The organism is Neisseria flava (assembly GCF_982712965.1).
Window position 1 is genome coordinate 1 of record NZ_CEXQBZ010000019.1, and the last position, 14,865, is coordinate 14,865.

Consider the following 14,865-nt stretch of genomic DNA (forward strand, 5'->3'; position numbering starts at 1 on the left):
CCGGGAGCGTTGCAGTCTGAAATTGAAAAAGCTGAGTCCTGTCGCATACAGAACCCAGCTTGCACAGAGCGCCTGAATAGGCTTTTATGAGTGTCCAAGATTTGGGGGCCAGTTCAACTATCTTTACCGTTTTAAGACGACCTTTTCTGTCGAATTAGCGATTCCATCTCCTTCCGTAGCAACACTCATCAATGCCCTCCTCCGCCTCCGTCATGATGGAAAGGCGGCTTCGCCAGCCAAATAATGGGAATCATGATAATGAACAAAATACTGCCTGCCAAAAATATCTCATTCGAGCCAACGATAAAACCCTGTTGGGTAATGGTACTGTTTATCAGACCGACTGCCTGCTCTCCGTTCAAACCCGCTTCTGCCATCTGACGGACTGCTTCGGCGGTATCCGGAGAATACGGCGTGATATGTTCAGTCAGTTGCGTATGATGTAAAGCCTCCCTCCGCTCCCACATGGTACTGACGACAGACACACCGACACCACCCATAAAGACACGCAGAAAATTCGACAAACTGCTTGCCGATGCGATTTGCGGACCTTTCATGTGCGATAGAGTAATGGTCGTCAGCGGCAGGAAGAACATGGCCACCCCCAAACCCTGCCAAAACTGCGGCCAGACAACGCTGCTCATGTCCATTCCCGCATAAAAATCTGTCCGCCAATGAAAAGTAAAGGCAAACATCAAAAAACTACCGGTAACCAACAGGCGCATATCGATTTTATTGCCGAACCGCCCTATCAAAGGAGATAGGAAAATCGGCAGAAATCCGATAGGGGCAGCCGCCAATCCCGCCCATGTGGCGGTATAACCGAGGTTGGACTGCAACACCAGCGGCAAAAGCGTCAACGTTCCCATATACACCATAAACCCGAGCGAAGTCGTCAATACGCCGATGGTAAAGTTGCGGTTTTTAAACAAAGACAAATCGACAATCGGATATTTTTCACCTAATTCCCAAACGATGAAATAAGTCAGACATACCGTTGCAACGACTGCCAATACGATAATTTCACCCGATGCGAACCAATCGAGCTCTTTCCCCCTGTCCAACATCATTTGCAACGAGCCGATACCGACGATCATCAAAATCAGCCCAGTGTAATCAATAGGCGTTTTAACCGTATCGGTTTCACGGTCGCGCAGTTGCTGCCAGGCGATTACCGCAGACAAAATGCCGATGGGTATATTGATGAAAAATATCCACCCCCAATGCCAGTTGTCCGAAATCCAGCCACCGAAAATCGGTCCTAAAACAGGGGCGACCACGACTGTCATCGCCCAAAGTGCCAATGCCAAAGTCCGCTTCTCGGGCGGGTAAGATGCCATCAAAAGGCTTTGGGACAAAGGGATCAGCGGCCCCGCGACAAAACCCTGCAAAATACGGAAGAGCACCAAGGTTTGCAAATTCGGTGAAATACCGCACAACCAAGATGTAATCACGAAACCGATGACCGATCCGACAAACAGCCGCACTTCACCCATCCGCTTCGCAAGAAATCCTGTCAGCGGTACGGAAATGGCATTTGCCACGGCAAATGATGTAATCACCCAGGTACCCTGTGTCGTTGCCGCACCCAAATCACCGGCAATAACGGGGACGGCAACATTGGCAATCGTCGTATCCAATACTTCCATAAAGACGGCCAGGCTCAGCGACAATGTAACCAAGACCAACCTGATGCCTGTCAACGGCGGATAATTCATCAAAATCTTCCTTCACTGCCGACATTGCCACTCCCGCTTTTAACCTAGGCGGGGTTTGCCGTATCGACTTTCTCTTGAAACAGAATGAGCAAGTCCCTCATCCTGATCGCACTACTTATTTCACTAATTTGCCGGATATGAACGTTTCAGACGACCTGTCGGGATACCGAAGGTCGTCTGAAACAGTTTATTTGGCGTATTTTTCAAAAATCTTATCGATTAATGCATTAGCCGCCGCCCAATCTACGCTGTCCGTTTCCGGAGCTGCCGAATTTTTCACGGCAGCCGCCGTCATCGGCTTACCCGAACCCGCTTCTGCAATATCGACTTTGACTGTCATGGACAGACCGACGCGCAAGGGGTTTGCTTTCAATTCATTAGAATCCAGGCTGATTCTGACCGGTACGCGCTGAACAACTTTAATCCAGTTGCCCGTTGCGTTTTGCGGAGGTAAAAGAGAAAACGCGCTGCCCGTCCCTGCGGACAAGCCCATGACTTTACCGTGGTAAACCACTTTTTTGCCGTACAAATCGGCAGTCATTTCCACAGGCTGTCCGATTTTCATTTTTCGTAATTGCGATTCTTTAAAATTGGCATCCACCCACAAATCCGTCAGGGGAACAACTGCCATCAACGCCGCGCCTTGCGAAATTCTCTGTCCGACTTGGACATTGCGTTTTGCAATCTGCCCGCCCATAGGCGCGCGGATTTGTGTACGCTGCAAATTCAGCCAGGCATCTTTAATCTTGCTCACTGCGGTCTGAACGGCAGGTTGTTCGCGCACTGGAATATTGTTACCCAACGCAGCCTGAGCCGAAGCCTCTTCCGCCTCCACCGCTTTCAATGCAGCTTGCGCCTGAACGACCGCCGCCCGGGCATGACTTAACTCCTCACCGGAAATGGCATCCGTACCGGATAGGGCTTCCCGGCGTCGCAAATCTGCCTGAGCGCGTGCCAAATCGGCTTTACGCAGCAACACTTGCGCTTTCGCCTGGGAATTGACTGCCGTCTGCTGCTTGTTTTGACGGATTGCCTGAATCAGCTCGTTTTGCGCCCTGTCATACGCCAGTTGGAAATCACTGTCGTCCAGAGTAACCAAAACATCGCCTTTTTTCACAACATCCGTGTCGTCAAACATGACTTTGCGCACTGTCCCGCCAACTTGCGGCGTAATCTGAACCAAATATCCCGCAACATATGCGTCTTCAGTTGTTTCTTCGTGCTGCCAAAACAAAACATAAGCAAAAGCCACGCCAATAGCCGCCAAAACAAATAGCAGCGTAACCACTGCCATATTCCGCTTGCGCCTGTTCGGCATTTTGACCGGTTTGCCCGATGTGCTGGGAGTTTGCCCGCCGTTTGCTGACTTTGTTTCCATGATTTAATTTACCCGAGTATTAAACTAATAGGCTTTCTACAAAACTAACATCCGAATCTTGGATAAATCTGTAGCCGCTCCGATTTACCTTGATTTCAAAAACAAGATCAATCTAAGGATTCGCAAAAAACCTAATATCGAATATTATTTTATGTTTATTAAATAATAATATCTTATTGATTTAATTTAAACGTCAAATAAGATATAGGGAAACGGGCATTCTATATCCGCACCATTACTCAATCAAGTAACTATTTTAAATGAAATATGACAAACCATCCCTTTAATAATTTATTGTCATTTTTATTTACTCAATAGAATGATTATTAAAGAATAATTTACAGGTATTTTAATCCCATTCTGAATTACGTTTCATTGTTGCTTACTTACCTCTTTTAATTTCTCATGAAACTATTTCAATATTTCAAATTAACATAATAAACATTTATTCCTAAAATTTAACTTTTTCCTGAGTCGGGAAAGTATCTGTTTCATAACCTTGCTTTTAAGCTGAAAAACATCCCCTACCCTCTTAGTTCTCTTCCAAATAACAAAGAAAAGCATAAGATCGTCTTTCCAAACAAAGAGGTCGTCTGAAACCTATCTTTCAGACGACCTCTTTTCTATTTCATTGTTATTTCAACAACGTATTGCCTCAACCTCAGCCTGCTTCTTGCAAAAAGCCTGCCAGTTCGGCGGTGTCGAGTGCGATCATCAGTTCTTCGTTAGTCGGTACGACCAAAACGGCGGGATTGGAACCTGTCGGGCTGATGATGCCTGAGTTGCCGTAGCGTTTTTCCATATTGGCTTTGGTGTCGATGTGCAGACCCAAATAGTCGAGGTAGGCGACGGTTTTGGCGCGAATGTTGCGGGAGTTTTCGCCGATGCCGCCGGTGAAGACAAGGGCGTCTATGCCGCCGCAGGCAACCGACATTGAGGCGATGTATTTGGCGAGGCGGTAGGTCATGACTTCGAGGGCGAGGCGTGCGCCTTCGTGGCCTTCGTCGGCGGCGATTTCGAGGGTACGGCAGTCGTTAGAGAGTTCGGAGATGCCGAGCAATCCTGATTTTTTGTTCAGCATTTCATCGACTTGCTCGATGTTCATGCCGGCGTGGGCGGTCAGGTAGCTGTACACGCCGGGGTCGATGTCGCCGCAGCGGGTGCCCATGACGAGACCTTCGATAGGTGTGAAGCCCATGCTGGTATCGACGGATTTGCCGTTTCGGATGGCGGTGATGGACGCGCCGTTGCCGAGGTGGGCGACGATCATGCGCAGGTCTTCCAGCGGTTTGCCCAAAATCCGCGCGGCTTCGGGGGCGACGTAGCGCATACTGGTACCGTGGAAACCGTAGCGGCGGAAGGCGTGTTTTTTGCGCAATTCGCGCGGCACGGCGTAGGTGTAGGCGCGTTCGGGCATGGTTTGGTGGAACGAGGTGTCCATCACGCCGACGTTGGGCAAGCCGGGGAAGTGTTCCTGCGCGGCGAGGATGCCGCTGATGTTGGCGGGGTTGTGCAGCGGGGCGAGCGGGATGCAGGCTTTCAGTTCGTCGAGGACGTCTTGGTCGATGAGGACGGACTCGTGATATTTTTCGCCGCCGTGGGCGATGCGGTGGCCGATGGCTTTGATGCGGTCGTGCAGACCGTGTTTTTCCAGTTCGTTCAACAGCATACCCACCGCACCGGCGTGGCAGTTACGGCCGGTCAGGGGAGCTTGGCGTTTGTTGCCGTCTTTGTTGAAGGTGATGACGGCTTCGGGCGTACCCAAACGTTCGCCGAGACAGCTTAGGACGACGCTGCCGCTTTTGCGGTCGATAACGGCGCCTTTGAGCGAGGAGCTGCCGCAGTTCAGGACGAGGATGAGTTGGTCGGACATGATGTTTCTCCTTGTAGTTTGTGGTTGTTTTTTTGGTGTGGGGTCGTCTGAAAAAGGCTGAGCGTTTGGCGGGGTGTGTTTCAGACGACCTCTTTGGGCAAAGTGTATGCCGCATTTTCTATCGTCATTCCCGCGCAGGCGGGAATCCATATTTGCTCACAAGCAAGCTCTGATAAAAATCAGGAAACAGAATATCGACTATGGATTCCCGCCTGCGCGGGAATGACGGCGGTTAGACTATTCGGCTTTATTGCAATCCTTTATCAAATGTCGTCTGAAACAGTGGACAGTGATGTCCGTCCTACATGATTTCAAAAACAATCATCGGGAACGCGCACCCGCCCTTCCATAATCACGCGCGCGCTGCGGCTCATGACGGCTTTTTTCACCGCCCAAATGCCGTCCGAACACTCTGCCGCCGCGCCGACGCGCAATGTGCCGGAAGGATGGCCGAAGCGCACTTCGTTGCGCGTTCCGCCGCCGGCGGCGAGGTTGACCAGCGTGCCGGGGACGGCGGCGGCGGCGGCGATGGCGACCGAGGCAGTGCCCATCATGGCGTGGTGCAGTTTGCCCATGCTCAGGGCGCGTACCAGCAAATCGATGTCGGCGGCGTTCACGGTTTTGCCGCTGGAGGCGGTGTAATCGGCGGCGGGCGCGACGAAGGCGACTTTCGGCGTGTGCGCGCGGGCTGCGGCTTCCGACACGTCGTTAATCAAGCCCATTTTCAGCGCACCGTAAGCGCGGATTTTCTCGAATTTTTCCAGCGCTGCAGCATCGTTGTTGATGTCGTCCTGCAACTCTTTGCCCGTGTAGCCCAAGTCGGCGGCGTTCAGGAAAACGGTCGGAATACCCGCGTTGATGAGCGTGGCTTTCAGACGACCTATGTCCGGAACGTCCAGCTCGTCCACCAGATTGCCGGTCGGGAACATACTGCCTTCGCCGTCGGCGGGATCGAGGAATTCAATTTGCACTTCGGCGGCGGGAAAGGTAACGCCGTCCAGCTCGAAATCGCCCGTTTCCAAGACTTCGCCGTTTTGCATCGGAACATGGGCGATGATGGTTTTGCCGATGTTTTTCTGCCAGATTTTGACCGTGCAGATGCCGTCTGAAGGGATTTTGCCTTTATCGACCAAGCCTTGCTCGATGGCGAACGCGCCCACGGCGGCGGTGAGGTTGCCGCAGTTGCCGCTCCAATCGACGAAAGGCTTGTCGATGGAAACTTGTCCGAAAAGGTAATCGACATCGTGGTCGGCGCGTTCGGACTTGTCCAAAATCACCGCCTTGCTGGTGGACGAACTGGCGTTGCCCAAACCGTCTATCTGCTTGCCGTAGGGGTCGGGGCTGCCGAGTACGCGCAACAGGATTTTGTCGCGTGCGCTGCCCGCTTCCCGTGCCGCCTCGGGCAGGTCGGAACGTTTGAAAAACACGCCTTTTGATGTACCGCCTCGGTAGTAAACGGCGGGGATTTTGATTTGCGGCATTTTTTGGGTTCTCCTTATGTAGCGTGGGCTCTGCCCACGATTTTTACCATGTCAATTTAGCCTTTATTTCGCGGGCAAAGCCCACGCTACACCCACTTTCCAGAAGTACATTAGGCTATCACTCCGACCAAAGCCGTTTGATTCCACAAACTGTCGGGGTTCACCCCAATCTACGGCTGCTGTGTTGTGATGCGGCAGACTATTAAACCCCGTCATTCCCGCGTAGGCGGGAATCCAGACTTATCCGCACAGAAACTCATCGGATAAAAAGGTTTCCTCAATTCCACTTTCTGGATTCCCGCCTGCGCGGGAATGACGATTTACAATAGATGCCTGCCATATCGGGAATTACGTGAATGAGCAAAATGTTGAACCCGACCCACGCTACGTCTGCTTTTCAGACGACCTCTAAGCCGCATTCCCTTCCAAAAAATCCTGTGCAAACCGTTGCAGCACGCCGCCGGCTTCGTACACCAGCACTTCCTCTGCGGTATCGAGGCGGCAGGTAACGGGAACTTCGACGGTTTCGCCGTTTTTGCGGTGGATGACTAAGGTCAGGTCGCCGCGCGGTTTGCGTTCGCCGACCACGTCGTAGGTTTCCGTGCCGTCCAGTTGCAGGGTGTGGCGGTTGGTGCCGGGTTTGAATTGCAGCGGCAAGACGCCCATGCCGATGAGGTTGGTGCGGTGGATGCGCTCGAAACCTTCGGCGGCGATGGCTTCCACGCCCGCGAGCCGCACGCCCTTCGCCGCCCAGTCGCGGCTGGAGCCTTGTCCGTAGTCCGCGCCGGCGATGATGATGAGCGGCTGTTTGCGGTTCATATAGGTTTCGATGGCTTCCCACATGCGCATGGTTTCGCCTTCGGGTTCGACGCGGGCGAGCGAGCCTTGGCGCACGCTGCCGTCTTCGTTTTTCACCATTTCGTTAAACAATTTCGGATTGGCGAAGGTGGCGCGTTGGGCGGTGAGGTGGTCGCCGCGGTGGGTGGCGTAGGAATTGAAGTCTTCTTCGGGCAAACCCATTTTCGCCAGATATTCGCCTGCCGCGCTGCTTGCCAAAATCGCATTGGATGGCGAGAGGTGGTCGGTGGTGATGTTGTCGGGCAAAATCGCCAGCGGACGCATACCGGTCAAAGTGCGTTCGCCCGCCAGCGCGCCTTCCCAATAGGGCGGACGGCGGATGTAGGTGGACATCGGACGCCAGTCGTACAGCGGACTCGGGGCTTTTTGCGCTTTGCCGGTGTCGAACATCGGTACATACACGTCGCGGAACTGCTGCGGTTTCACATATTCGGCAACGACGGCATCGATTTCTTCGTCGGTCGGCCAGATGTCTTTCAGGCGGATTTCCCTGCCGTCGTCTGAAACGCCGAGTACGTCGTTTTCAATATCGAAACGGATGCTGCCCGCGATGGCGTATGCCACCACCAGCGGGGGCGAAGCGAGGAAAGCCTGTTTCGCATACGGGTGGATGCGGCCGTCGAAGTTGCGGTTGCCCGACAGTACGGCGGTGGCGTACAAATCGCGGTCTATGATTTCCTGCTGGATTTTCGGGTCGAGCGCGCCGCTCATGCCATTGCAGGTGGTGCAGGCGAAGGCGACGATGCCGAAGCCGAGTTTTTCCATTTCGGGCAGCAGACCCGCTTCTTTCAAATAGATTTCCGCCACTTTCGAGCCGGGGGCGAACGAGGTTTTGACCCACGGTTTGCGTTTCAGCCCGAAGCGGTTGGCGTTGCGCGCCAAGAGCGCGGCAGCAACGACGTTGCGCGGATTGGAAGTGTTGGTGCAACTGGTAATCGCGGCGATGATGACCGCGCCGTCGGGCATGAGGCCGTCTGAAGGCTCTTCGTAAGGCTTCACCAGCCCTTTCGCCGCCAAATCGGCGGTGGCAAAACGCGCGTGCGGGTTGCTCGGACCTGCCATGTTGCGCGTTACGCTGCTCAAATCAAACTTCAACACGCGCGGATAAACCGCGGTTTTCAGGTCGTCCGCCCACAGTCCGGCGGTTTTGGCGTAGGTTTCCACCAATTTCACCTGCGCGTCGTCGCGTCCGGTCAGTTTCAAATAATCGATGGTTTGCTCGTCGATGGCGAACATGGCGGCAGTCGCGCCGAACTCCGGCGTCATGTTGGAAATGGTCGCGCGGTCGCCGATGGACAGGCTTCTTGCACCTTCGCCGAAAAATTCGACAAACGCCCCGACCACGCGCTCTTTGCGCAGAAATTCGGTCAGCGCCAACACAATATCCGTCGCCGTAATCCCCGCCTGCCGTTTGCCCGTCAGCTCCACGCCGACAATATCGGGCAGGCGCATCATGGACGCGCGTCCCAGCATCACGGTTTCCGCCTCCAAACCGCCCACACCCACGGAAATCACGCCCAGCGCGTCAACGTGCGGCGTGTGCGAGTCCGTGCCGACGCAGGTATCGGGAAACGCCACGCCGTTTTTGACTTGGACGACGGGCGACATTTTTTCCAGATTGATTTGGTGCATGATGCCGTTGCCCGCCGGAATCACGTCCACATTTTCAAAAGCGGTTTTCGTCCAGTTGATAAAGTGGAAACGGTCTTCGTTGCGGCGGTCTTCGATTTCGCGGTTTTTGCGGAACGCATCTGGGTCGTAGCCGCCGCATTCCACCGCCAGCGAGTGGTCAACAATAAGCTGCGTCTGCACCACAGGATTCACTTTGGACGGATCGCCGCCCTTCTCTGCAATCGCATCGCGCAAGCCCGCCAAATCCACCAGCGCGGTCTGCCCCAGAATATCGTGGCACACCACCCGCGCGGGATACCACGGAAAATCGATTTCCTGTTTCCCTTCTATCAGCTGACCCAGCCAGCTTTGCAGCGTCGGCAAATCGACCTTGTCCGCGCGGTTGACCAAGTTCTCCGCCAAAATGCGGCTCGTGTAAGGCAGCTTGTCGTAAGAGCCAAGTTTGATGTCCTCACACGCCGCGCGCGCGTCGTAGTATTCCAAATCCGTACCGGGCAGCGGTTTGCGGTAACGTTGGTTGGCAGCCATGTTCAGTTCTCCTGTGGATCTATTTTTCTTGTGGTTTGGGGTTTCAGACGACGTTTGTTGAAGGGGGCGTCTGAAACTTAAATATTCGGTTTTAATGGGTAACAACGATATTGCACGTCGTCTGAAATCTACTCGGCTTGCAGGCTTTCCCTGCATTTTGGCGAAACCGTGAAAAAAAGTTGCCGCGCTGCCTCCGCCATTCCCGCCGCGGCCTGTCCTCGCTAAGGCGGGGGCGGGAATGACGGCAGACGTTGCGGCTGGTTTTTCAGACGACCTTCTCTCTCTCGCATATTCCAACAGGTCGTCTGAAAAGCGGAACCGTAGGCGGGACTCAGTTTTCCGCGGGCAAAGTCCACGCTACACGTCGTCTGAAATCCGATTGGCGCCTCCTACGGCTGTTGTCCGTCTCAGCGTTCTTCAATCTCCACAAACGCCAAGTCTTCGGGGCCGGTGTAGTTCGCGCTCGGACGGATGATTTTGCCGTCTTTGCGCTGTTCGAGGACGTGTGCCGCCCAGCCGGTGGAGCGCGAAATCACAAACAGCGGCGTGAACATGGCGGTCGGGACGCCGAGTTTCTGATAGGACACGGCGGAGAACCAGTCCAAGTTCGGGAACATTTTTTTCTCTTCCCACATCACGCTCTCCAAGCGTTCGGCGATGTCGAAGAGGCGCATGTCGCCCGCTTCCCGGCTCAAACCGCGCGCCACTTCTTTAATCACGACGTTGCGCGGGTCGGAAATGGTGTAAACCGGATGGCCGAACCCGATAACGATTTCTTTGCGGGCGATGCGTTCGCGGATGTCGGCTTCGGCTTCGTCGGCGTTGCGGTAGCGTTTTTGGATGTCGTAGGCAACTTCGTTCGCGCCGCCGTGTTTCGGACCTTTGAGCGCGCCGATAGCGCCGGTGATGCAGGAATACATGTCCGAGCCTGTACCGGCAATCACGCGGGCGGTGAAGGTGGAGGCGTTGAACTCGTGTTCCGCATACAGAATCAGAGAAACGTGCATGGCTTTCACCTGCGATTCGGTCGGGCGTTTGCCGTGCAACAGGTGCAGGAAGTGGCCGCCGATGGTGTCTTCTTTGCTTTCAACGTCGATGCGTTTGCCGTTGTGCGAATATTGATACCAGTAGAGCAGGATGCTGCCGAGGCTGGCGATGAGTTTGTCCGCAATGTCGCGCGCTTCGCTTTCAGGGTGGCTTTCACGTTCGGGATGAACACAGCCGAGCATGGACACGCCGGTACGCATGACGTCCATCGGATGCGTGTGCGCAGGCAGGCTTTCCAACACTTTAATCACGCGGATAGGCAGGCCGCGCATGGATTTGAGTTTGGCTTTGTAGGCGGCGAGTTCGAATTTGTTGGGCAGATGACCGTGAATCAGCAGGTAGGCGACTTCTTCGAACTCGCATTTCTGCGCCAGATCGAGAATGTCGTAACCGCGGTAGCTCAAATCGTTGCCCGTGCGGCCGACCGTACACAGCGCGGTATTGCCCGCCGCCACGCCGGAGAGGGCGACGGATTTTTTCGGTTTGAAGGTCGGGGTTTCGGTGGTTGCAGTCATGGTATTTCTCCTTTGTGTTTTATGGGTTTTGGGTTTTCAGACGACCTATTCAAGGTTGAGGGTCGTCTGAAAACGGTTTTTTACTTCTGAAACAATTTATCCAGCTTCTGCTCGAAGTCGTGATAATTCAAATGCTCGTAAAGCTCCGCGCGGGTCTGCATGGTATCGACCACCGCCGCCTGCGTGCCGTCGCGCATAATCGCCTCATAAACATTCAGCGCGGCCTTGCTCGCGGCGCGGAACGACGACAGCGGATACAGCACCAGCGACACGCCGTTGTCCGCCAGCTCGCGCTGCGTATAAAGCGGCGTCGCGCCGAATTCGGTAATGTTCGCCAACACGGGCACTTTCACCGCATCCGCAAATTGCCGGTACATCGCCAAATCCGTCATCGCTTCAGGGAAAATCATGTCCGCGCCCGCTTCCACGCAAGCCTGCGCCCGCTCGATGGCGGCATCCAAACCTTCCACCGCCAGCGCGTCCGTCCGCGCCATAATCACAAAATTCTCATCCACGCGCGCATCCACGGCGGCTTTAATGCGGTCAACCATTTCATCTTTAGAAACAATGGCCTTGTTCGGACGATGCCCGCAACGCTTCTGCGCCACCTGGTCTTCGATATGGACAGCTGCCACGCCCGCACGCTCGAAGTTGCGAATCGTGCGCGCAATATTGAACGCCCCGCCCCAGCCGACATCGATGTCCACCAGCAAAGGCGTATCCACATTGTCCGTAATCCGCCGCGCATCAATCAGCACATCTTCCATCGTGGTAATGCCCAAATCCGGAATCCCGCACGAACAGGCCGCCACGCCGCCGCCCGACAGATACACCGCCTTAAACCCGCTCTGCGTCGCCAGCCGCGCAAAATAAGCGTTTACACAGCCGACCACGGCAAGGGGATTCGACTCCTTCACAGCTTGGCGGAAACGGGCACCGGCAGAAAGTTGGCTCATGTTAATTCTCCTTTGTAGATTAGATTTTTTTCAGTATCGACTCAGCGGCCCAGTTTCCGCAAAACCCGAAACGAACCGTTCAAAAAGAAACAATGCTTGCAAAACCCTTTTCAGACGACCTTTCAAAAACCAAACCCATCGGGTCGTATGAAAAATCAAAATCAATAAAAACAATCAATTAACAAATTCAATACAAACAATTCGGCTGAAGCGGAGGTATACGGAATTTTTTAATATTTTTAATATTCAGAAAAGAAATAAAGCTGGAAAGACAGGATTTTCAAAACCCAAACCGTCCGCAGAAATGCGGAAACCCCGATTCGGGCAAAGAGCCGTCAGACCGCCGCGACTGCCCAAAAGCAGACGACGACGGATGCGGCAGAGATAGAAGACGATCTATAACAAGACGGAGAAGTTTGGTACAGATTCATGACAGGGTTCCTTTGTAGTGCAATGTAGTTTTTATAAGTATGGACAAATTTAAAAAATAATTTTCAGGCTGTCAAACACTTTTTCTAAAATATTTTTAAAAAATTCAATCATTAATGAACAATACTTCAGAAACAAAACCCAAACCACCACCTTAAAACAACCCAAATCCTTGCCTGACAAAGCCTGTATCACCTCTAACCAATCAGAACTATTTTAAATAATACTTCTTAAAATCAAATATAATTAATTCATTTTTTAGGAATTTTTGTTTAGCCGCAAAAAACAGCATCCAAACCGCCCAAACCACCCGATTTTGCACCCACGCCCTTTTTCAGACGACCAAAATTTAAATAACATTATGATTTAACAATAAAAATAATCTGATTTTAAAATGTAGTCGCGTGTAGTTTTAGATATAAAAAGGTCGTCTGAAAATCGTAACCCTATGATTTCAGATGACCTTCACACCCAGCCGTAGCGTGGGCTTCGCCCACGAAAAACAATGCCATTTATCGCCCCCGACTCGAAAACCAAGCAATCAACTCCGTGGGCAAAGCCCACACTACGATCCGCAGTAGGCATCGAACTGCCCTACCCGCCGCCGCGTTGGATTTGCCCATCAAGGAAAGTTTTGTATTTAATGGGAAAGGTTTTTGCTTATCTCAGAATCACGTTCATCCACCATAAAAATTAAAAAAGGTCGTCTGAAACCCATAATCACATGATTTCAGACGACCTTTTCACACATTCCCGGTACGCGTTACGACGCTGTCTGATGCCGTTTCAGGCGCATGGCGAAAAACACCATTACCGCGCCCAACACCAGCGCGCTGCCCATCGCCAGATGGATGCCGTCGAGCATGGCTTGTTGCGGCGAAGCGGCGGAGGAAAGTTTCTCGCCGATATTGGTCGCACCGACGAAAAATGCCGCGCCGATTGCACCGGCAATCGGGTTGATGGTGGTCAGAATCGCTGCGCCGTGGGGATTGAGTTTTTTCGGCAGCGCGTTCAAGCCGTGGGTTTCGCCCGTTACGCAGGCGGAGACGGACACCGCCATCAGCGTGAACATGGCGGTCAGCATCATGACTTGCGTGTCAATCCGCAAAAACAGCCACAACACCGCCAGCGACACCGTCAGCATCACCGTGGCGGGCAACACGACAAACCGTCCGCCTTTCTTGTCCAGCAGTTTGCCGAACAAAGGCGCGGCAACCGCTTGGGCGATGCTCGCAGGCATCAGAATCAGCCCCGTCGCCGTACCCGTCAGCATCAGCACCTGCTGCGTGTACATCGGCATCAGCAGTTCCAAACCTAAAAACAGGAATACCGCGCCCGCCAGAATCACGACGCAGTAGCGGAACTGCTTATACTCAAACGCTTGAAGGTTCAGCAGCGGCGTCGCCAAGCGGGACTGGCGGTATGCGAACCAGCCCACCAGCGCGACGGAGGCGGCAAACAGCAGGATAAATTCCGCCAGCGGCAGACTGGCGAAATTACTGCTCGCATACACCAGCCCGCCGAAGCCCGCAATCGACAGCACGGCAGACAAAATATCAATCTTCGGACGGCTGATGGTGCTCAAATTAACCGTCAGATACTTGCCCACCAACGCCATCGCCGCCAGCATAAACGGCGCGGTAAAGCCGAACAGCACGCGCCAATGCGTGTGGTCGATGATGATGCCCGACAGCGTCGGCCCTATCGCAGGCGCGGCGGTGAACATCATGGTAATCACGCCCATCGCCGTCCCGCGTTTGTTCGGCGGGTAAATCGACAAAATGCCGTTAAACAGGAGCGGCACGAAAAACGCGGCAGACACCGCCTGCACCATCCGCCCCGCGACCAAAATCCCGAAAGTCGGCGCAAACGCACAAATCAGCGAACCCGCCAAAAACGTCGCCTGCGTAAACAACACCATCTTGCGCGTTTCAAACCATTGAATCACGCCCGCCGTAATCGGCGTAAACGCGCCCATCACCAGCAAAAAGCCCGTCGTCAGCCATTGGACGGTGGTTTTGTCGACACCGAAATCCTTCATAATCGGCGTGAGCGCAACATTTAAAAGCGTGTCGTTGAGATAGCCGAAAAACGCGCCGATAAACAGCGTCGCCACAACGGTTTTGGCAGGAAAATCGGGATTGTCGGCGTGGTATTCGTGAGCCGTATCGTCTGTGTCAATATCGGAAGCATGCATAACATCATATTGAAATATTTGAAGAATGCGGATTTTAGCATGGATATGCAAAAGGTCGTCTGAAACCCTATACCGGATTTTCAGACGACCTTTGAAGCTTGATACTTATTGAGACTTTTACAAAATTCACCTAAATCCCCACCCAGGACATTTAATGCATCGAGGTCATCTGAAACTATAGTGGATTAAATTTAAATCAGGACAAGGCGACGAAGCCGCAGACAGTACAGATAGTACGGAACCGATTCACTTG

General features: G+C 53.3%; 8 protein-coding genes. All 8 read right to left on the minus strand.

The window, feature by feature from the left end; genetic code table 11:
- Window positions 1–188 precede the first annotated feature (188 nt).
- Window positions 189–1,718 (minus strand): DHA2 family efflux MFS transporter permease subunit, encoded by a 1,530-nt coding sequence (locus tag AC5M9B_RS01595; RefSeq protein WP_209282996.1) that lies wholly within the window; start codon window positions 1,716–1,718, stop codon window positions 189–191.
- 187 nt (window positions 1,719–1,905) lie between these two features.
- Window positions 1,906–3,036, minus strand: a complete 1,131-nt coding sequence (locus AC5M9B_RS01600) for an HlyD family secretion protein (RefSeq protein ID WP_209283371.1) — start codon at window positions 3,034–3,036, stop codon at window positions 1,906–1,908.
- A gap of 721 nt (window positions 3,037–3,757) precedes the next feature.
- The gene (locus AC5M9B_RS01605; RefSeq protein ID WP_209283372.1) at window positions 3,758–4,969 is read right to left on the minus strand and encodes an acetate kinase; all 1,212 of its coding nucleotides are present in this window, start codon (window positions 4,967–4,969) and stop codon (window positions 3,758–3,760) included.
- Between the two features lie 311 nt (window positions 4,970–5,280).
- Window positions 5,281–6,450 carry a 2-methylaconitate cis-trans isomerase PrpF gene (gene prpF / locus AC5M9B_RS01610; RefSeq protein WP_455007442.1) on the minus strand — a complete coding sequence of 390 codons (1,170 nt, stop codon included), beginning with the start codon at window positions 6,448–6,450 and terminating at the stop codon, window positions 5,281–5,283.
- A 408-nt stretch (window positions 6,451–6,858) separates the two neighbouring features.
- Complete coding sequence (gene acnD, locus AC5M9B_RS01615; RefSeq protein ID WP_487648135.1) at window positions 6,859–9,468, minus strand: Fe/S-dependent 2-methylisocitrate dehydratase AcnD; 2,610 nt, start codon at window positions 9,466–9,468, stop codon at window positions 6,859–6,861.
- A 407-nt stretch (window positions 9,469–9,875) separates the two neighbouring features.
- Window positions 9,876–11,030, minus strand: coding sequence for a bifunctional 2-methylcitrate synthase/citrate synthase (prpC, locus tag AC5M9B_RS01620; protein WP_039409160.1), 1,155 nt, complete (start codon window positions 11,028–11,030; stop codon window positions 9,876–9,878).
- 80 nt (window positions 11,031–11,110) lie between these two features.
- The gene (prpB, locus tag AC5M9B_RS01625; RefSeq protein ID WP_070539569.1) at window positions 11,111–11,986 is read right to left on the minus strand and encodes a methylisocitrate lyase; all 876 of its coding nucleotides are present in this window, start codon (window positions 11,984–11,986) and stop codon (window positions 11,111–11,113) included.
- Window positions 11,987–13,178: 1,192 nt separating this feature from the next.
- Complete coding sequence (locus tag AC5M9B_RS01630; RefSeq protein ID WP_455007444.1) at window positions 13,179–14,612, minus strand: MFS transporter; 1,434 nt, start codon at window positions 14,610–14,612, stop codon at window positions 13,179–13,181.
- Window positions 14,613–14,865 lie beyond the last annotated feature (253 nt).